This is a genomic window from Achromobacter ruhlandii (assembly GCF_002082135.1).
Classification (GTDB): domain Bacteria; phylum Pseudomonadota; class Gammaproteobacteria; order Burkholderiales; family Burkholderiaceae_B; genus Achromobacter; species Achromobacter ruhlandii.
In genome coordinates this window covers 1,038,284-1,057,025 of sequence record NZ_CP017433.1, presented here as the reverse complement: position 1 = coordinate 1,057,025, position 18,742 = coordinate 1,038,284, and the positions used below count along the sequence as shown (strand labels likewise).

At 62.7% G+C, this 18,742-nt stretch carries 12 protein-coding genes; 4 read left to right on the top strand and 8 right to left on the bottom strand.

All coding sequences use genetic code 11. The features are described 5' to 3' along the window. The first annotated feature begins 479 nt into the window (after window positions 1-479). From AruCF_RS04770 to AruCF_RS04760, 3 genes are all read left to right on the top strand, one after another. Window positions 480-680 (top strand): CsbD family protein, encoded by a 201-nt coding sequence (locus tag AruCF_RS04770; protein WP_006389412.1) that lies wholly within the window; start codon window positions 480-482, stop codon window positions 678-680. A 25-nt stretch (window positions 681-705) separates the two neighbouring features. Next, the gene (locus AruCF_RS04765) at window positions 706-870 is read left to right on the top strand and encodes a DUF1328 domain-containing protein (protein ID WP_006389411.1); all 165 of its coding nucleotides are present in this window, start codon (window positions 706-708) and stop codon (window positions 868-870) included. 84 nt (window positions 871-954) lie between these two features. After that, window positions 955-1,293: a BON domain-containing protein gene (locus AruCF_RS04760; RefSeq protein ID WP_024068163.1), complete on the top strand. Its 339-nt coding sequence runs from the start codon at window positions 955-957 to the stop codon at window positions 1,291-1,293. A 179-nt stretch (window positions 1,294-1,472) separates the two neighbouring features. On the opposite strand, the gene AruCF_RS04755 is transcribed toward AruCF_RS04760, so the two are convergent. Next, window positions 1,473-2,345, bottom strand: coding sequence for a PhzF family phenazine biosynthesis protein (locus AruCF_RS04755; RefSeq protein WP_049072295.1), 873 nt, complete (start codon window positions 2,343-2,345; stop codon window positions 1,473-1,475). A gap of 114 nt (window positions 2,346-2,459) precedes the next feature. Here AruCF_RS04755 and AruCF_RS04750 point away from each other — a divergent pair, with 114 nt between their 5' ends. Continuing rightward, on the top strand, window positions 2,460-3,731 hold the full coding sequence (locus tag AruCF_RS04750) for an IS256 family transposase (RefSeq protein WP_116523155.1): 1,272 nt from the start codon (window positions 2,460-2,462) through the stop codon (window positions 3,729-3,731). 102 nt (window positions 3,732-3,833) lie between these two features. Here AruCF_RS04750 and AruCF_RS29030 read toward each other — a convergent pair whose 3' ends face one another. The 7 genes from AruCF_RS29030 to AruCF_RS04720 form a co-directional block, all read right to left on the bottom strand. Then, window positions 3,834-4,172 (bottom strand): hypothetical protein, encoded by a 339-nt coding sequence (locus AruCF_RS29030; protein WP_144419090.1) that lies wholly within the window; start codon window positions 4,170-4,172, stop codon window positions 3,834-3,836. Further along, entirely contained in the window at window positions 4,169-4,411 is a 243-nt protein-coding gene (locus AruCF_RS30180) for a VENN motif pre-toxin domain-containing protein (RefSeq protein ID WP_158324573.1), read from the bottom strand. The genes AruCF_RS29030 and AruCF_RS30180 overlap by 4 nt, the downstream gene beginning before the upstream one ends. 200 nt (window positions 4,412-4,611) lie before the next feature. Then, window positions 4,612-4,935 (bottom strand): hypothetical protein, encoded by a 324-nt coding sequence (locus tag AruCF_RS04740; RefSeq protein ID WP_080977343.1) that lies wholly within the window; start codon window positions 4,933-4,935, stop codon window positions 4,612-4,614. Next, window positions 4,932-6,257: a VENN motif pre-toxin domain-containing protein gene (locus AruCF_RS04735; RefSeq protein ID WP_080977552.1), complete on the bottom strand. Its 1,326-nt coding sequence runs from the start codon at window positions 6,255-6,257 to the stop codon at window positions 4,932-4,934. Before AruCF_RS04735 ends, AruCF_RS04740 begins: the two co-directional genes overlap by 4 nt. Before the next feature lie 192 nt (window positions 6,258-6,449). After that, complete coding sequence (locus AruCF_RS04730; RefSeq protein WP_076468251.1) at window positions 6,450-6,770, bottom strand: hypothetical protein; 321 nt, start codon at window positions 6,768-6,770, stop codon at window positions 6,450-6,452. A 45-nt stretch (window positions 6,771-6,815) separates the two neighbouring features. Then, the gene (locus tag AruCF_RS04725; protein WP_080977342.1) at window positions 6,816-16,868 is read right to left on the bottom strand and encodes a hemagglutinin repeat-containing protein; all 10,053 of its coding nucleotides are present in this window, start codon (window positions 16,866-16,868) and stop codon (window positions 6,816-6,818) included. Window positions 16,869-16,892: 24 nt separating this feature from the next. Then, window positions 16,893-18,614 (bottom strand): ShlB/FhaC/HecB family hemolysin secretion/activation protein, encoded by a 1,722-nt coding sequence (locus tag AruCF_RS04720; protein WP_235432749.1) that lies wholly within the window; start codon window positions 18,612-18,614, stop codon window positions 16,893-16,895. Window positions 18,615-18,742 lie beyond the last annotated feature (128 nt).

Genomic DNA, 18,742 nt, shown 5'->3' with positions numbered 1-18,742 from the left:
ACGTGCGTGCATCCCTGCGCGGCCACCAACGCCAGCGCCAGCAGGATCGTGCCGAGGAATCGTTGCGTCATGCCTGTCCTTTGAGTGAAATCGCCTGGCCGCGCCGGCCACGAGACCATGGCCGGCACGTGCCTCGACTATACCGTTGCGCCCGCCACGCAACCAGCGGCGCGATGCGCGGCACGGCTTCGCGATCCGCCTCGCCAAACGCGTATAGGTCCCGTTACCAGCCCCGCTCAAAACGGCTCAATACGTTGCTCAGATGTAACTCCCCCTCTTGGTACGCCTGCGCTACCCCTCGTCGAAGGACGCGCGATTTGCCCCGTCCCCGGCAGTTACATTTACCCACAGCGTCCTTTGACAGGGCTCGCGGCCGCCCTGTACCTTGAACCCAAGCTGATCAGTGCCCAACTCAACCGCGAATGCAGAAGCTTATCGGCCATAAGCCCCGGCATTCGCCCCACAGAAGAGAGGTCACCATGAATAACGACATCATCGCTGGCAAGTGGAAGCAACTGACCGGTAAGGCCAAGGCGGCCTGGGGTGAACTCACCGACGACGAATTGACCCGTACCGAAGGCAACGCCGAACGCCTCGCTGGCCTGATCCAGGAGCGCTACGGCAAGACCAAGGAACAGGCGGAAAAGGAAGTGCGCGATTTCTTCGATCGCAACCCCTGATCCCGAGCCACCAGGAGAAGCCGACATGTTGCACTACGCCGTAGTTTTCTTCGTCATTGCGATCATCGCGGCGGTCCTGGGCTTCGGCGGCATCGCCGCCGGCGCCGCGGGCATCGCCAAGATCCTGTTCTTCGTCTTCCTGGTTCTGGCGCTGCTGTCCATTCTGGGCGGCGCATTCCGCAAGAAATAGAAGAAGAACATCGCACCCAAAGAACTTTCGCTTAGCCGTTGCGTCCTGAACGCGCTGAAAACCACATACACAAGGAGCACAACTATGGAATTTCGCAAGCTGATCGCCGCCGCCGCACTGGGTACGGGCGCTGTCTTCACTTCCATGGCCTTTGCCGCCAATGACGGCAAGCCCAAGCAATCCGTGGGCGAATACGCCTCCGACGCGACCGTGACCACCAAGGTCAAGGCCGCCTTTGTGGCCGACAAGCAACTGAGCGCGCTGGACATCGCCGTTGAAACCACCGATGGCGTGGCCAAGCTGACCGGCACCGTCGGCACCGCCGCCGAAGCCGACCACGCCGCCACCGTCGCCCGCGGTGTCGAGGGCGTGAAGCAGGTGATGAACAACATCAAGGTCGACCCGGCCAAGAACAAGAAGTAACCCGCCGGGCCTTGATGGCCATGCAATGAAAAACGGCGCCTGTGCTCACACACAGGCGCCGTTTTTCATTGCGCGCGGGAGGCCGACAGTCCAAAGTCCGCACCGGACCGCTTTGCCGCCAGCGGCGCCGCGGCCCGCGTGACAGGCACAGCCCGGTCATGCCCGACCCGCGCGCACACTCAGACGTCCACCGTGCCGCGCCCGATCTCCAGCGCGCGGCCGCCCACCTGGATGCGGCCATCGGCCTGCACATCCAGCAGCAACCGGCAAGGACGGCCCATCTGGTCGCCCTGCTCCACCAGGAAACTGGCGGGCAGCGCATGCTGCCGATGCCGCAGCCAGCCGCCCAGGTTGGCGCAGGCCGATCCGGTCCCGGCATCTTCCTGCACCCCGCCGCCGGGCTTGGCGTAGAAATAACGCGTCACCACGACATCGCGCCCGTCCTCCTGGCGGTTCGGGTCGAAGGCGAACAGATAGCAGACCTTGCGCCCCAGGCTGTTGGCCTGCCAGCGATCCAGCCGCGAGGCATCCGGATTCGCTCGCCGCAACGCGTCGACGTTCTTGAGCGGCACCAATAGCTGGTCCGCGCCCGTATCCACCCAGAGGGGATCATCCGCCAGGTCATCCAGGTCCAACCCCATCAGTGCGGCAATATCAGCGGCCGGCAGCGTCGGCGCCGCCGTGCGTACGCCATTCGGGCAAGGCGCGGTGAAAGTCCAGGCGTCACCCTGCGCGGTGACCGGCACGACGCCGGCCTTGAATTCCAGCGTCAACGCATCGCCGCGCTTGAGCAGGTCGCGCACCACCTGCGACGTGCCGATGGTCGGATGGCCCGCGAAACCCATCTCGAAGCCAGGCGTGAAAATGCGCACCCGCGCATCGGCCACGTCGGACGGCAGGATGAAAGTGGTTTCGGAAAGATTGAACTGCGCCGCCAGCTCGCGCATGGTGGCATCGTCCATGCCACGCGCGTCTTCGAATACACAGAGGGGGTTGCCGGTGAAGGTGCTGGAGGCGAAGACGTTCAGAAGACGGAATGCGTAGGTGGCCATGGGCTGGGGGAGGTTGGCGTGGGGAGGAAGGCCATTACTTTATCGCAACGGGCCGGCAGGGCCTATCCGCAATTTTGTGTGCGGGGCATATCATGAGGACTAAAGATCATGGATATGCCGATGAAGAAGAGACGCACAGCAGCCGCTCAGGCGGCGGCCCGTGGGCCGCTGCCTGAAGTCCCAGCCGAACTGCTGGATCATCTGGTCAAGGGACCGATGACGCCCAGCGAGGTTCAAGACCTGTTCCTGTCGTTCCAGAAGGCGGTGATCGAGCGCACGATGGCCGCCGAGATGAACCTGCATCTGGGCTATCGGCCAGGCGAGGACAAGCCCGAAGGCCAGGCCAACGAGCGCAACGGCGCCAGCGGCAAGACGGTGCTAACCGAGCATGGCCCGGTGCGCGTGGAGCTTCCGCGCGACCGGGACGGCTCCTTCGCCCCGATTCTCATCCCCAAGCACGAACGACGCTTCACCGGGTTCGATGACCGGATCATCGCCATGTACGCCCGGGGCATGAGCGTGCGCGAGATCCAGGCGTTCCTGGCTGAGAGCTACGGCACCGAGGTCTCGCCGGACTTCATCAGCTCGGTCACCGACGAGGTCATGGCCGAGACGATTGCCTGGCAGAACCGGCCGCTGGAGGCGATGTACCCGGTGGTGTTCTTCGACGCGCTGCGGGTCAAGATCCGCGACGACGGCGGGGTCAGCAACAAGGCGGTGTACCTGGCGCTGGGCGTGCAGGCCGACGGCCAGCGCGACGTGCTGGGCTTGTGGGTCGAGCAGACCGAGGGGGCCAAGTTCTGGCTCAAGGTCTTCAATGAACTCAAGACCCGAGGGTGCCAGGACATCCTGATCGCCGTGGTCGACGGCCTGAAGGGCCTGGCCGACGCCATCGCCACGGCCTTCCCGCGCACGACGGTGCAGACCTGCATCGTGCATCTGATCCGCAATAGCCTGGATTACGCGGGCTGGAAGGATCGCAAGGCCGTGGCCGCCGCCCTGCGCCCGATCTACGCGGCCGCCAGCGCACAAGCGGCCGAGCAGGCGCTGCAGGCGTTCGCCGATGGACCTTGGGGAACCAGGTACCCCACGATCGTCGCTGCCTGGCAACGGGCCTGGGAGAACGTCACGCCGTTCTTCGTGTTTCCGCCAGACATCAGGCGCGTGATTTACACGACCAACGCCATCGAGAGCTTGAACATGCAATTGCGCAAGATCATCAAGACGCGAGGCCACTTCCCAACGGATGAGGCCGCCATCAAGCTCCTATGGCTGGCGCTACGCAACGTGCTGGCCAAGTCCGTCAGAGCGACCTTCGACTGGAAAGTCGCCATGAACCAGTTTGCTATCCTGTTCGGCGAACGGTTTACTGCGGCACGGGGATAACAACTTTTAAAACGCCTCGCCCACAAAAATACGGACAGGCTCGGCCGGCAAAGAGACGCTGCCAATGCCGCCGGGTCCGCTCTCACCCCGAATCAATACAAATCAATGATTACTGGCCAAATCAAGTGCAATTAACATCTTCAGGTTACTACGCTTTCCTCGAAGTTTTTTTGAATAGACAGCAACAGAAGTCTCCTCAACATCGCTAATTTCACCGGATACCCTAGATATTTCGAACCCCAGAACAAACTCACCGTTTATCAACACCTCGTACAAATCCTCCCCTTGCTCCGGCGTGCAGGTTAGAACATAAGCAGAACGAACGTTTCCATAATATTCCCGCAGGAAATCCATCATTTGTTTATCTTCTTTTATTGACAAATAAGATGCCATCAACATCTCTCTTATAGAAATTTCAACTCGAGTTCCTCTTAGTTTCATTTCATCTTCCCTGGCGTTGCCGTAATGAGATTTCCTTCTACATCAGTCAGCAGCTCCATCTCCTCGATGACTTGATGGCAATCGCCGCGAGCGCCGCAACCTCGTGCGCGCTCCGCGAACTCGTCCAACTGAGGTGCGCGCAGATTGTTATTCTCGACCGCATTCCTGCCCGCCTGCGCACCAGTTGCCCCGCCGGCCGCATCCCCCGTGGAAATGCCACCCGCAACTCCCGCAGCCAAATGGCTCAGCGCGCTTATCCGCTACGTTTCGATATTCCACACAAGTCGTCACCTTGCCGCAGAATCAAGCCAACGCATAGGCCGACCTTACCAACAGTGCATACAAAATCAGTCTATCCCTTGTCATTGGCTCAGCAAGGATTCTTTGCACTTTCACTCTAACCCCCCTTAAAATCTAGCACTTCTTCGCCGCTTCAGAGTTACACACCATATACATAATTCCAAATTCCGAGCATTACCTTATCAAACCTGAGAATTTCGAGAAAACGGGAAAATGCCTCAGAATCCCCTTCTAGAAGATCATCAATAATCCCCTCATCGACTATGGACTTATAAAATACACCATCTTTTACGTAAACATAATCACCCAACAAAGATGCCTCCATTATCTCCACCTCTTGAGAATCATGCGCAAGAAGTCCATCATACCCCTTGGAAAGCCCACAAAAATACGTTTTTCCGTCAACCCAGTAAATGCCAAACACTTCTACGTTAGTACCCGAATCGATTCTTTTTACTCTCATTTCCGCTCATCCCTAATAGATACTCCAGGTTGAAATTCAGATCTCTTCGGAGTTGTAATTTTTATGTCGTAGGCCTTTTCGGATATTGAATTATATTGATAGTGAATTGTTATATTTGATCCATCCGGCAACTCATGCGTCATTTGCATTTTTTGAAAACCTGCATCTTTAGGGAAGTTTTTATCATTATTCATATCCATTAAGGCCTGCCCATAAGCAGGCGACTCCTTCACCTTGTTCCACAAAATCTGCTCATTTAAATCACGCGGAGCCGTGAACTGCTTCCCGGACTTCGCAGTCGATATACTTTCCGCATTTCTGATCAGCTCCTGGTAATCAGTGCGAAATTTCCTCTCGATTGGAATTATCTCGCTTTTATTACCCCTAGAAACCCTGCCCGCTTCAGATTTAGGAGTTACGGTACTCTTCCGTGCAAATCCACCACCAGCCCCTTTACTTCCCTTACCCCCACCCACACTACTAACCACCGCCGGCAGCGTCGCAGCCATCACTCGTGCCGTATCGGCATCAAAACCCAAGGCTTCAAAACGCTTGGTCCAGCCGTGCTCGGCGACAACCCCTCCCGCATCCACGTCCGACATATACACCGCCGGCATATAGTCGCGAAAATCATTAGGTAGCGACTGGTCCTTCGCCAGCCCTTTTATCGTGTCGTCGAACAACTCCCACTCGTCAAGCAAATAGCCATATCGTTGCTGGCATTGCTGAGGTGATGTGGTGCAGACCTCCCTTATCTCATCCTGCTGGCGGACATTGGTATCCACCATGTCCCGAATGACTTTTTTGCGTTCTTCTCCTGTGCCAACCTTCGCCCGATGCGCGAAGTCTTCCAACTCGGCAACATCTAAAAAGTTATTCTCGACCGCATTCCTGCCCGCCTGCGCGCCAGTCACCCCGCCGGCCGTATCCCCCGTGGCAAGGCCCCCCGCAATCCCCGCCGCCAACTGGCTCAGCGCGCTTACCTGCTGCTTCTCGGTTTCGCTCAGCGCGTCGGGGTATTTACCTGGAAACAGCTGCCGCGCGACCACCCGCGCCGCCAGTTCGCCGCCGCCCGCGCCCAGGCCGCCGGCCAGCGGCGATTGACCATTCAGCTGCGCCGTCACCGCGCCCAGCACCGCGTGCGCCATGGCGTTGGCCGCGGGATTGTCCTCGCCGATCCGCCGCTTGATTTCGGTCGCCAGGTAGGGCGCGGCGCCGCTGCCCAGTGCGCCGGCCAGGTTGTCGCCCGCCAGCGCCGTCAGCGCGCCGGTCACCGCCTGCGCCGCTTTCTGCAGGTCGCTGCCGGTGCCGTAGCGCTTCATGGCATTGGCGTACGCCCTGTCCATCACGTCCGCATCGGTGTAGAGCCGGCCCTCCTTGCCCAGCTGTGCCCTCGCCTCGGCCAGCGCCTTCGGGTCCGTCTGCGCCTTCAGGCCCGCGATCTACTTACGGACTCTGCAAATTCGCTCAAAGTTCGACCTAAGGAATCTTCCTTTCGATATGAAAGTTTTTATTTAATAAAATTCATCATCTAATTGCCCCTCAGACTTCAGAATACCCAAGAACCTTCTATAGGCATTTTCATCCAACTCAAGCAAATCATCCAACAACCGTTCTTTTACTAGGGCCCAATGAAGAACACCGGGAATCCCTCCACCATCTTTACAATAAATCAATTCAAAATTTAACGTAGCATCCACCACTTCAACTTTAGAAAGGTCATATGCAGCCAACCCACCATAGTTTCTCGGAAAACCCAGACATAGATTTTTATCATTTACCCAATATATGGCAAAAACATCAATTATTTCACCATTCAATTCTTTAATTTTCATTAAATACCACCTTTTTTTCGCACCCACCAATTAAATTAAAATCAATCAATCCTGAACCCTCTGAGGAGAGGTAATTTTCATATCATAAGCCTTACCTGTATTCGAATTATATTGATAGTGTATTACTATTGCCTTCCCATTCGGTAGAACATGCCTCGCTTCCATTTTCCGAAATCCAGCGGACGTAGGAAAACGAGAATCCCTATTTAAGCCAGGAATTTCCACGCCCTGCAACGGATTAGACTGCACCGATTTCCAAAATATTTTCTCATTTAAATCTCTTGGCACAGTCGTTTGAGACCCGGGCTTAGCCGTGGATATTTTCTCGGCATTTTCAATCAACTTCCCGACGTACGCAGACTTTACCTTTTCTCGACTTAACCGCGGCTTATTTGTAGTTTTTCCATCGGTATATTTATTATCACCTTTGGCGTATCCCGTTCGCTTGGACGCTGCGCTGTCCGCTCCTACCTTATTTCCTTTTCCTCCTCCCCCACCCGCACTACTCACCACCGCCGGCAACGTCGCAGCCATCACCCGTGCCGTATCGGCATCAAACCCCAAGGCTTCAAAACGCTTGGTCCAGCCGTGCTCGGCGACAATCCCTCCCGCATCCACGTCCGACATATACACCGCCGGCATATAGTCGCGAAAATCATTAGGTAGCGACTTGTCCTTCGCCAGCCCTTTTATCGTGTCGTCGAACAACTCCCACTCGTCAAGCAAATAGCCATATCGTTGCTGGCATTGCTGAGGTGATGTGGTGCAGACCTCCCTTATCTCATCCTGCTGGCGGACATTGGTATCCACCATGTCCCGAATGACTTTTTTGCGTTCTTCTCCTGTGCCGACCTTCGCCCGATGTGCGAAGTCTTCCAACTGGGCAACATCTAAAAAGTTATTCTCGACCGCGTTCCTGCCCGCCTGCGCGCCAGTCACCCCGCCGGCCGCATCTCCCGCGGCAAGGCCACCCGCAATTCCCGCCGCCAACTGGCTCAGCGCGCTTACCTGCTGTTTCTCGGTTTCGCTCAGCGCGTCGGGGTCTTTACCTGGAAACAACTGCCGCGCGATCACCCGCGCCGCCAGTTCGCCCCCGCCCGCACCCAAGCCGCCGGCCAGCGGTGATTGGCCGTTCAACTGCGCCGTCACCGCGCCCAGCACCGCGTGCGCCATGGCGTTGGCCGCGGGATTGTCCTCGCCGATCCGCCGCTTGATTTCGGTCGCCAGGTAGGGCGCGGCGCCGCTGCCCAATGCGCCGGCCAGGTTGTCGCCCGCCAGCGCCGTCAGCGCGCCGGTCACCGCCTGCGCGGCTTTCTGCAGGTCGCTGCCGGTGCCGTAGCGCTTCATGGCATTGGCATAGGCCCTGTCCAATACGTCCGCCTGGGTATAGAGCCGGCCCTCGGTGCCCAACTGCGCCTTGGCGTCGGCCAGCGCCTTCGGGTCGGCCTGCGCCTTCAGGCCCGCGATATCGCCCTGCGTGCGGATGACGTCCATCGCCTGGCTGCCGATCTCGCCTATCAACTGCACCTGCCTGAGGCGGTTCTGCTCTTTCTCCTTGTTGAAGATCGGACTGATGCTGCCGTCGTTCGCGTGCGCGGCGTCACGGTTCAATTCGGCCAGGTCCTGGCGTTGGCCGGCCTGGTCGCGCACCTGCAGGCCGCCTTGGCTCAACGCCGCCTTGGTGGTGCCCGACGCATGTCCGCTGCGGTTGGCGTTGGACAGCATGCCGCCGGCCGCGTTGGTCAGCAGGTCCTTGCCCACCGGGCCGCCCGTGCCCATCGAAACGCCGCTGTGCTGCGCCTTGAAATCCGCGCGGTTGTCGATGTCGCGCCAGCCCAGGGTTCCGGTATCCAACCGGTTTTGATCCGGAGCGGCCGTGCTTGCGATGACCGCGCCGTCCAGCTGGGTGTGACGGCCCACTGTGACGTCGTAGCCGCCCCGGCCGGCGAACAACCCGGTCTGCTCCTTGACCGAGTCAAAATCGCTGCGCAGTTTGTCCTGGCTTGCGCTGATATTGGCCGAGCCGGTCATCGAGCCAAAGGTGAAGCTGCCGCCGGCGCTGACGTTGCGCTGCTGTGCGGCGTAGCGGCTGCTGTCCTGTTCGCTTTGCAACGTCAGGTCGCCGCCGACGTCGACGCCGAGCCGTCCGCCACTGGCCTGGGCGCCCTTGAGCAGGGTGTCGCGGCCGCTGCGCAGCGCCAGGCGGCGGCCCGCATCCAGCGTGGTCTCGGCATGGGTCAGCCCGTTCCCTTTCTCGCTGCCCTTGCCGGCGTTGATGCCGGCCGACACGCTGATGCCATAGCCGCCAGACCCTACGCCGATACCGACGCCGATATTGCCGCCGTGGCTGCTCTGCCTGCCGTCGGTATGCTCGGTGTTCTGCGCCGACAGCAGGGAGATATCGCGGTCAGCCGTCAGCGAGACATCCTGGCCGGCCTTGAGCCGCGCGCCCACCAGCGCGATATCGCCGCTGCCGGCGGCCTCGCCGGTGCCAGTGGCCGCTATCGACACGCTGCGCGCCGCGTTCAGCGTGCTGCCTTGCGCTTGCTGGCTTTCGGAGCGGGTTTCGCTCCGGGACGACTGGCTGCCATAGGACAGACTGACACCGATGGTGTTGGTCGCTCCCTGCGCCGCGTCCTTGTCGCCCGGCGCCACCCCGGCGGCAGCGTTCCTGGCATCGGCGGCCTGCGTTTGCAGGCCGTCGCGCTCGAACGCCTGCGCCGCCTGGACGCCGGAAAGCGCCGCCTTGGCGCCCTGCAACGTCCGCAGGCGTCCGTCGCTCTCCTGCCTGGCCTGCTGCGCCGTGCTGACCGCGGTGTTGAGCGCGCTGCCGACGGTCCCGGACAGCGCGACGGTCAAACCGCTTTGTTTCGACTCGAACGTCTCTTGCCGGGTGCGCTTGTCATAGCCCGGATCGATGCGCACGCTGTCCGCGGCAATGTCCAGATCCTGTCCTGCCACCACGTCGGCGCCGCCCAGGTGCACGCGCTTGTCCGCGACGATGGTGACGTCGCCTTGGGTGCTCCCGACGGTGCTCACGCTCTGGCTCTGGACGGTGCCTTTCTCGTCCGCTTCATGGCGCGAGGACTGGCTGCCGATGGTGAAGCCGATGCCGCCGCTATCCAGCAATCCGCTCTGTTTCTTCTTTTCCAGCAGGTAGTGGGATTCGGTTTCGGTAGCCGCTGAAATATCGACGTCGCGCCCCGCGCGCAGAGTGACGTCGCGGTCGCCGACAATGGCCGACCCGGTCACGGTCAGGTCATTGCCCGCCACGATGCTGACCCGATCGCCGCTCAGCATGCTGCCGGCCTCGCGCGTCACGCGGTCGTCCTTGACCGTATCGCTGCTGCTTTTGCGCAGGAAGCCCTTTTTCTCGGCGTGTTCCCGCGACTGCCGCGTCTCGCTCTCGGTGCTGCTGGCGATCCGCACATCCTGCCGCGCCTGCAGGGCGAGGTCTCCGCGCTCGCTGTGCAGCGTGCTGCCCGTCATGGCGATATCGCCAGTGCGGGCGACGATCGTCATGCCGTCCTGGCTACTGAGCGTGCTGCCGGCGGCCTCATTGCGCGAGGATTCCATCTCGCGCCAGCCTTTGGTCTTGCCGTCGCGCGTATGCTCGACGTCCTGATCCGTCACCCGCCGACGTGCGCTGCCGACGGAGACGTCATTGGCCTCCAGGCTTATGTGTCCCTGCCGGCTGTCGACCTGCGCGCCTTCCAGCACCGCGGCGTTGCCCGCGAGTACCGTGACGCCTTTATCGCCGCTCACGCTCGTCAGGCTCAACCGCTGCTCTTCCCGCTGGTTGTCGACCGAAGACGTGCTGCTGCCCGCCCTGAGCCGGGTCGTGTTGGTGGCGGAGGCCGCCGACAACCGCACATCGCCCCCGGCCTGCAAGCGCGCCGAACCACCCGCGGCGACCTGGCTGCCCTGCAGGACCAGATCCCGACCCGCCGTCACGCTGACGTTATTGCCCGCGTTCAGGGCGCTGCCCTGCGACAGCTGCCATTCGCCGCTGACTTGCGCCATTCGCTGGCCGGCGGCTTCCATGCCCGAACGGGTGCGGTTGCCCATGGCGCCGGAAATCACGTCGACGCTGCCCATGTGGCGGCTCTGCGCGACGCCGATGTCCAGGCCGTCACGCGCCTTCAGGGTCAAGTCGTGCGCGGCGTCCAACCTGGCGCCCCGCAGACGGATATCACCGCCGCTCAAGGCAATGTCGTTGGCGTTCATGCTGGCCTGGCGCAGCGCATCCTGCAGATTGCTGCTGATCGCCAGGTGATCCGCCCGTATGTCAATGCGGTCGGACTTGATGTCGCCGCCACGATGCAGGAAGCGGTCCGCTTCGATGTCGAGCGCCCGGTCGGCGAAGAGATTGCCCGCGTTATCGACGCTGCCTGCCGACAGCTGCAGGGCGCCGCCGCCAATCAGCGCGCCATCGCCAGTGAGGCGCAGCGTGGATGCGGCCAGGTAGACCTTGGGTACCCATACGGTCTGCGGACCGGTGGCGGTATCGACCGATTCGCTCACCATCCATACGATATCCTGCTGCAGCGCCGCGATCTGCGCCGGCGTCAAGGCCACGCCTGGCACCAGCTGCAGGTCTTGCGCCGTTTTTGCGCCACTGGCCATTAACGCCTGGTACTGGTCCATCGCGCTTTCACCGCGCGCTGACGGCCGTCCGGTCAATTGCAGCAGCTGTTCCCGCACCAGGCGCTGCTCAAAAAAGCCATCTCCCAAACGCTTGTGCGCCCGCGCCGGGTCGAATCCGACCTGCTTCAACAGATAATCACTGCTGATGAATCTGCCGCGGCTGGTGAAGCGGTCATCGGTCACGACCAGGTATGGACTGTCCGGGGCCGCCGGCTGGCGGAACAGGCCGTTATCCGGGATCGAGGTTGCCACGCGGCTCACATGCCGCTTCTGCGTCAACGCCTGCTCGGCGGGCAGGAGCGGACGGTCGATCGCCAATTGCGTATCGCCGCCGACGCGGTCCGCGTCCGGCACCGTGACCGCCAGCGGGTTGCGCTGCCATTCGGCGCGTTCGACCTGCACCGCCTCGAAGGCGGCGGCCACGTCGCTGATCTGCGCTTGGGCGACTGTAGTGTTGGCGATGCTGGCGCCGCGGATGGTGACGTTGCCGTTGCCGCTGATGACGCCATCGACCGTACTCAGCGCGGTGGTGACGTCGCGATTGAAGGTCGGATACCAGTGCACCGTGTCTTTGTCGTAATGATCGACAATAATTTCCTGGCGCCGCTCGTTCACCGAATACCCGCGGTTGTCGACCACGCCGCCGTCGGCGATATCGAGGCTGCCGTTCGCGGTGATGACGCTGGCGTCGTTCAGCAGGCTGCCGGAGATGCGCAACGCCATGTCGCCGCCCGCCAGGATCCGGGCGCCCGTGCCCTCGGAGACCAGGCTGTCGCGCGAGACGGTGCCGGTGACGGTGCGCTCGCGGAAATTGCTGTAATCGGTCACGAACGGCGCGGCGGCAATGTCGATGTGCTTTTCCGGATCCCACTGTTCCAGGCGCCCCCAGTCGGACTCGCGCCAGACGGTGTTTTGATACGGCGTCGGCACGAGGCTCTGCCGATGCCCGCGCGTCTCGTAGAAGGTCATGGCATAGCTGCCATCCGCGCCAGGCACCAACGCCAGATAGTTGACCCATAGGTCTGTCAGCGTCCCCCACCGGTTGCGAACGCGCAGCTGTGCGCGCTTGGCCGGCGCATCGATCGCCAACAGGGTGCCGTACCGGTTGTTTTTGGCGGCATCCTCATCCTGGAAGGTCAGGCGTTGCGTGGTCGGTGCCACGCTGCTCAGGTCGGGGTTGACCTTGGAGCCGTAGGAACGCCAGTAGTAGTTGTAGCGTTGCCATTTGGTGGCGGGATCTGTCTGTGCATCCCGGGCGATCACCAGGCCTTCGCGCAGATTCTCCAGCCGCTTGGCTTCGATTGCCGCGTCGCCATCGGCTTCAATGACGCTGGCACGGTTCTCCAGCAGATCGCCGCTGCCCAGGTTCAGCGCGCCGCCGCTATACAGCAGGCCGCCGTCCCGGTTGCTCAATCGTTCGCGCGCCAGCAACGACAGTTGTTGCGTCGCGGCCACCACGCCATCGCGGCCATGGTTGTCGATCACGCGGCCACGCACGACGACGTCATCGCCCATCACGCTCGCGGCGTTGTCCAACGTATCGACATCGAGCGCCATGCGGTCGGCTTCCAGCCGCCCCTGGTTGCGCAAGATGCCCGTCGTCACTTGCAAGCGCTTGGCCGCCAGGGCGCCCGGGTTGGTCAGGTGCGTGGCGCGCACGGCCAGATCGCCTGGCAGCAGCCATTCGGCCTGGTTGGTCAACGCGCCATCCACGGCAAGCGTGACCCGCGCATTGCTGCTGATCGTGTCACCGGCTTCGTGGGTGTAGTCCTGCCCTATCGAAAGAGACAGCGCGTCCTGGCTGCGCAGGGTGCCCGCCCGGTTGTCCAGGGCATGGGCATCGATGGCCAGCGCGCCAGCGCTTTGCACCAACCCGTCCTGGTTGAACAGGAACAGCGTGGAAGGCGAATGCGCTTCGTCCGCCTGAATCCGCAGCGCCCCGTTGGCCTGGATGCTGCCGTGTCGATTGTCCAGGCTCTCCAGCCCCGACAGCGTGAGACTGCCGACGCTCTGCAAACGTCCCGCCGTGTTGTCCACCGAGCGGGCCGCCACGCCGGTATGGGTTGCCCCCAGCAACCGGCCGCCATCACGGTTGTTCAACCAATCCGCCGTGATGTTCAGCCGATCCTGGCTGGTGATGTCGCCGCGCCCGCTGTTGTCCAACCGCGCCGCATTCAGCAGGAATGTCCCGGTGGCAACCATCTGGCCGGCCTGATTGTCCAATCGCGCGCTGTTCAGCGTCAGGGCACCGCCGCTATGCACCTTGCCTTGCCGGTTATCCAGCGTGGCGACGCGATAGTCGCCCGCGGCCAGGCTGATGAGCATTCCATCGGCGTTGGTCAGCTGGTCCGCGGCCACGGCCAGCGCGCCCCGGCTGCTGAACACGCCAGCCCCATTTCCGACCTGGGCGGCAACGATCCGCTGATCACCATTGCTGCGCACGGCGCCACGGTCATTGCCCAATCGTCCGGCAATGCTTAGATCGAGCTCGCGCTGGCTGTCGAGCGCGCCGCCTTCGTTCAGCAACTGTCTCGCATCGAGGTGCAAGGCCTCGCCGCTCCGCACCTGGCCGCCGCGGTTATCCAGCGATTCGCGCAGGTCGAGCCGCAGGCGGCGCTCACTGTGAATCAGGCCTTGCTCCGTGTTGTCCAGGCCTTGCGCGGCCAGTGTCAATCCCGCGCCGGTCGATATCCGCCCCGCGGCGTTGTTGATGTTGCCGGTGCGCGCGCCCGCCTCGGCGCCTTGCACATCGAGCCGCCCGCCGGCGCTGACATCGCCGGCCTGGTTATCGATGTCCTGCGCGACGCGCAGCGTCAGATTCGTGGCCGACCGCAGCGCGCCCTTGGCGTTGTCCAGGGAATTCGCGGCAAGCGTGGCGTCGCCTAGCGTCTGTATGGTCCCGCCCCGGTTGCTGAACGCGCCGCCAACGGCGGACCAGTCCCCCTGGCTGCCCATCCATCCTTGGGCGTTGAGGATGTCCTGCGCATGCAACTGCTGGCTTTCACGGCTGAAAATGCGGCCATCGCCGTTGTCCAACGTGCCCGCGAGCCAGAGATCCAGGCCGGCCAGCGACTGGATGCTGCCTTGCGCATTGCGCAGCTGCCCGGCGCGAACCGCCGTATGGCCCTGGCCGGCCAGTCTGCCTCCCTGGTTGTCCAGCGTTCCTTCCAGCGTCAACGCCAATGCCTGCTGGCTCTGGACGACGCCTTGGTGCAGATTGCGCAACGCCCCGCCCGTCAACGACATGGCGCCGCCGCTTTGCAGGGAGCCGGCGCCGTTGTCGAGCTGGCTCGCCGCGCCTCCCTGCCAGGTCAGCGCTTGCCCGGCCGTCAGGACGCCCTGCCGGTTGACGAGATCGCCGGCGGTATTCAGGCGCAGCTCGCCGCCCGACTGCAGTCTTGCGGCGGTGTTATCGATCCCGTCCACCGCTACCTGGACCCGCTCGCCGCCCTGGGCGGTTGCGTCGCGGTTGTTCCAATGGCCGCCTGCCTGGACGGCCAGCGTCCGCCCGGCTTCGAGCCACCCCCGCGCGTTGTCCAGCGCCTGGCGCGCCGTCAGGCGCAGGTCGCCCTGGCCAATGAGCTGCCCTTGCTCATTGCGGACGCGCTGCGCCGTCACGTCGACCTGCGCGGCGGCAATCATGCCGCCGGCGTTGTCGAGCACGCCCTGGGCATTCAATTTCAGCGCCTTGCCAACCCGAAGCGTACCTTCGCGGTTATGGAAATCACCGCCTGACATGATCTCCAGCGACTCCCCGCTGGAGATCATGCCGGACTGGTTATCCAAGCGCCCGGCACTCAGCGCCAGATCGCCGTTGCCGCCCAGTTCGCCGCCGCGGTTATCCAACAGGCCAACGATGCGTCCACGTGAGGCGGCGCCGCCCAGCATCACCAGGCGCCCCTGTCGGTTGTCCAGGGACGCGGCCTCCAGCTCCAATTGGCGGGCTTCGATCACGCCGTCGCTGTTGTCCAAGGCGCCCGTCAAGGCGAAGCGGCTTTCTCCGTCTTCCACCTGGGTCCAGACCGCGGCCCGGTTGAACAGGCCGTTGCCGCCGACCTGCCAGCTGCCGGCGCGGACCTTCGCCTCTTGCGCATCGATAGCCCCGGTCGTGCGCAACGCCAATCGGCGGCTGTCGATCGTGGTTTGCCGTAGCGCGATGTCGCCGTCTTGCGCGTGGATCCGCAATTGATCGGCCGCGAGCGTGCCCTGGCCCAGGTCGACGCTGTTTCCCTGTATGTCGATTGATTTCCTGCTCAGCAGATTGCCGCTGGCCCGCACCTCCTGCTGGCTGGTCAATACCAGGTCCGCCATCCGAGTCAGCGAGCTGTTGATGTCGCTGCCGGCCAGCAGGTTGCCACGGCTCTGGATGCCTTGCCCAGCCGTCAGCCGGACCTCACCCGCGGCCGCCAGCGTGCCCGATTGTTCGATGCTCCCGGTACTGCTTCCGACCGACAGCGCGCCGCCCCCATACAGCTTGCCGTGATGCTCCAGGCCATCCCGCGCGGCCAGGGAAACATCGCCCCCCGCCTGGGTCACTGCCTCGGAGGGGCCGGATAACCAACTGAGCTTGCCTTCGCTGCTGACCGTCAGCGTTCCCGCCGCCTGCAGATGGCCGCCCTGATTGCGCACGCCCACCCCGGCCTCAGTGCCGATCATGCGGATATGGCCGCTGTACATGCCGCCCAGCTGGCCCATGTCTATCGCCAGCTCCGGCCTCACGGCTTCAGGGGCCAGCGGCTCGGCCGTTTTCGCATCAGCGCTGACGCGGTTGCGCCCGGCGATCACCGACACGGTTTCCCTGGCCCAGACGCCGGCGTTTATCTCGACCGCACGCGCCAGGAGGTCCACATAGGCAGTGTCATGGCGCGCATCGCCGTTCAGGCCGCCGCCTTCGATGCGCACGACGCCGCGTTCGATCCGGAGCCCCGCCAGGCTGCCATCGACGTTGCGCTGCGGACTGCCGGTGCTTAGCGTCATGCGCCCCGCATTGATCGTGCCGCAACCGTCGCACACGATGCCCGCCGGATTCGCCACGATGACCTGCGCCTTGTCGCCCGCGACCTCCATGAAACCGCGCAGCACGCTGGGGTTGCTGCTGTTGATCTCATTGAGAATGACACGCGCCGCGGCGCCGTTCGGACCGAAGTTGGGATTGCCCTGGATCATCCCTGCCAACCCGGTGGAGGTCATCTTGGCCGAGTTGTTCAGAATCGCGCCACGCCGATCGACGTCGAACCGCAGGTAGCGGTTGTGCGACAAGCCGCCCTGATCAGGCGCGGCAATGTTGACCTGCGGCAGACCGTTCTGCGTGCTCACTACATGCGGGCGCTGCCCAGTTGGCGCTGCGCCATCTGCAACGATTCCGTCCGCGGCCGCCGGCCTGCCTGGCGTGATCAAGCCCGCCAACCAGACGGCCCAAAGGATGACGGCGAAACGGTAGCGGTATTGCATGAGCAAGGTCTTTGAAAAGCGGGATCAGATCTCCAGATTCATGCTGAATCCGATCGTAATTCCGGCGGTGTGAAAATCACGCGGTTTGTAGAGGGGCGCACCGGCAAACAAGTCATAGCCAAGTTTTTCCCAGAGCGCGCCACGCAGTCCCAAGGCCGCGCCCGCCAACTGGCGCCCCACCAGATATCGGGCGCCCTGGCCGCCTACCCACCCATAGTCCAAAGCCACGTACAGCGCATCGCCGGATGAAAATCCATGCCATGAGAATTCATTGCGCCAGAGCAGCCCGTTTTCGCCGGACAACGTCTGTTCGCCATCGAAGCCGCGCACCGTGTAACGGCCGGCAATGGCCATGCGCTCCTGGGGCGTCAGCGCGTCCGGGCTCCATTGGCCCCGCACGACCGCCAGATATCGCCAAGGCTGCCGTCCCCAGGCAAAGGGTTGACTGAGGCTGACGTCGCCCGACAGCACAGCGCCGCGGGCACTGCCGCTACGCGACGCTTCCTCGGGTGCCGTCAGGGCGCCGAATGCGCCGGTGCCATGCCGCCAGCCAAGGTTCGCATCCAGCGTGGCGCTGCCGAGATAACTGTGCTGGTTGACGCCGAACTCCCACCCGGCCGTGCGACGCCGCTGCTGCTCGATGGCAATGTCATTGACGGCGTTGGTGGAATGCTTGCGATACCCGCGCAGATTGAGCGTGGTCTTGTGGGACTGGTCGCGGTACGCCAGCCACGACACGGCGACCTGAAGGCTTGCGCTTTTCCCGCTGTATCTGAGGACTTCGTTGGCGCTGGGGAGGTTCTGGTGGTAGGCGTAATTGCTGTAATTGACGGAGTAAGCCCAATAACCGACCGGGAACACGTAGTTCAAGGCATGTGAGCGGTTGCCGAGCGGCGCATGCTGGAACAGATCCCTGCCAGCGTTGGCGTAGAACAGATCGTTGTGCGCAAAGGGGGCGTCCACGGCCAGGGTGGCCGACCCCAGGTAACGGCCGGTGCTGTCCGAACCGCTATCGTCCAGGCCGAGGCTCAGCCGGATGGGCCGGCTTTCCTGCCAACTCACCAACAGATCGCTGGTGGCTTCGCGCTGCCCTGGCGTGATCCGGATATCGGCGGCGGCGCTGGGGACGCGCTTGAGATTTTCCAGGCCCTGCTCGATATCACGCAGATTGAGAATATCGCCGGACGATGCCGGGATGGCATTCCATAGCCGGCCGCGCCACGACACCGGCTGGTCGAACCGCATATCGCCAATGCGGCCGGGCAGCAGCATCAATGTCAGGAAGCCGCGCGTCAGGTCCTGCTCGTGCGCCATCACCCGTGTGGTGACGTAGCCTTTGGCGAGAATGGCGTTCTGCACCTTGTTGATGGCCGCCGTGATGCCCCGGCCGCCCAGGCAATGGCCCATCACATCCGCGGCGGCATCCAGCGCCCATTGAAAGCTGGCGGACGAATCGCCGGTCAGCCGCAGGGCATCAATGACGAAGCAAGGGTTTTCATCAGCGGGATAATCGGATGGGGATGCGTCGGGACGGGGCAGGCGCTCGTTGACCTGCGGCATATTCTGCTGTTGCAGGACACGTTCACGCTCTTGTTGGCGCAGTTGCTCGCGAGCATCGATGGAGATTGCCGGCGGTGTCGGCGCCTCGGTGCCCGAGGCGCCGAAGACCGGCGAAACGACGGCGGCGAAAGCCAGAAACACTGGCCACAGGAAGAACGACAGCTCGCCGCGACGACCGCACTGCATCTCTGCTCCTTGATTGCGCGGAGCCAGAGTAGCAACGAATTACCCGCCTACGTAATTGTTAAATGGTCGTACAAATTCACGCACCGCCGCGGATGCGGGCAACGGCGCGTGATATTTTCCGCGCGCGG

Excerpts from the sequence above, each read along its gene's own strand:
- AruCF_RS04770 (WP_006389412.1), top strand. The coding sequence starts at position 480 with ATGAATAACGACATCATCGCTGGCAAGTGGAAGCAACTGACCGGTAAG.
- AruCF_RS04765 (WP_006389411.1), top strand. The coding sequence starts at position 706 with ATGTTGCACTACGCCGTAGTTTTCTTCGTCATTGCGATCATCGCGGCG.
- AruCF_RS04755 (WP_049072295.1), bottom strand. The coding sequence starts at position 2,345 with ATGGCCACCTACGCATTCCGTCTTCTGAACGTCTTCGCCTCCAGCACC.
- AruCF_RS29030 (WP_144419090.1), bottom strand. The coding sequence starts at position 4,172 with ATGAAACTAAGAGGAACTCGAGTTGAAATTTCTATAAGAGAGATGTTG.
- AruCF_RS04740 (WP_080977343.1), bottom strand. The coding sequence starts at position 4,935 with ATGAGAGTAAAAAGAATCGATTCGGGTACTAACGTAGAAGTGTTTGGC.
- AruCF_RS04750 (WP_116523155.1), top strand. The coding sequence starts at position 2,460 with ATGCCGATGAAGAAGAGACGCACAGCAGCCGCTCAGGCGGCGGCCCGT.
- AruCF_RS04730 (WP_076468251.1), bottom strand. The coding sequence starts at position 6,770 with ATGAAAATTAAAGAATTGAATGGTGAAATAATTGATGTTTTTGCCATA.
- AruCF_RS04725 (WP_080977342.1), bottom strand. The coding sequence starts at position 16,868 with ATGCAATACCGCTACCGTTTCGCCGTCATCCTTTGGGCCGTCTGGTTG.
- AruCF_RS04760 (WP_024068163.1), top strand. The coding sequence starts at position 955 with ATGGAATTTCGCAAGCTGATCGCCGCCGCCGCACTGGGTACGGGCGCT.
- AruCF_RS04720 (WP_235432749.1), bottom strand. The coding sequence starts at position 18,614 with ATGCAGTGCGGTCGTCGCGGCGAGCTGTCGTTCTTCCTGTGGCCAGTG.
- AruCF_RS04735 (WP_080977552.1), bottom strand. The coding sequence starts at position 6,257 with ATGAAGCGCTACGGCACCGGCAGCGACCTGCAGAAAGCGGCGCAGGCG.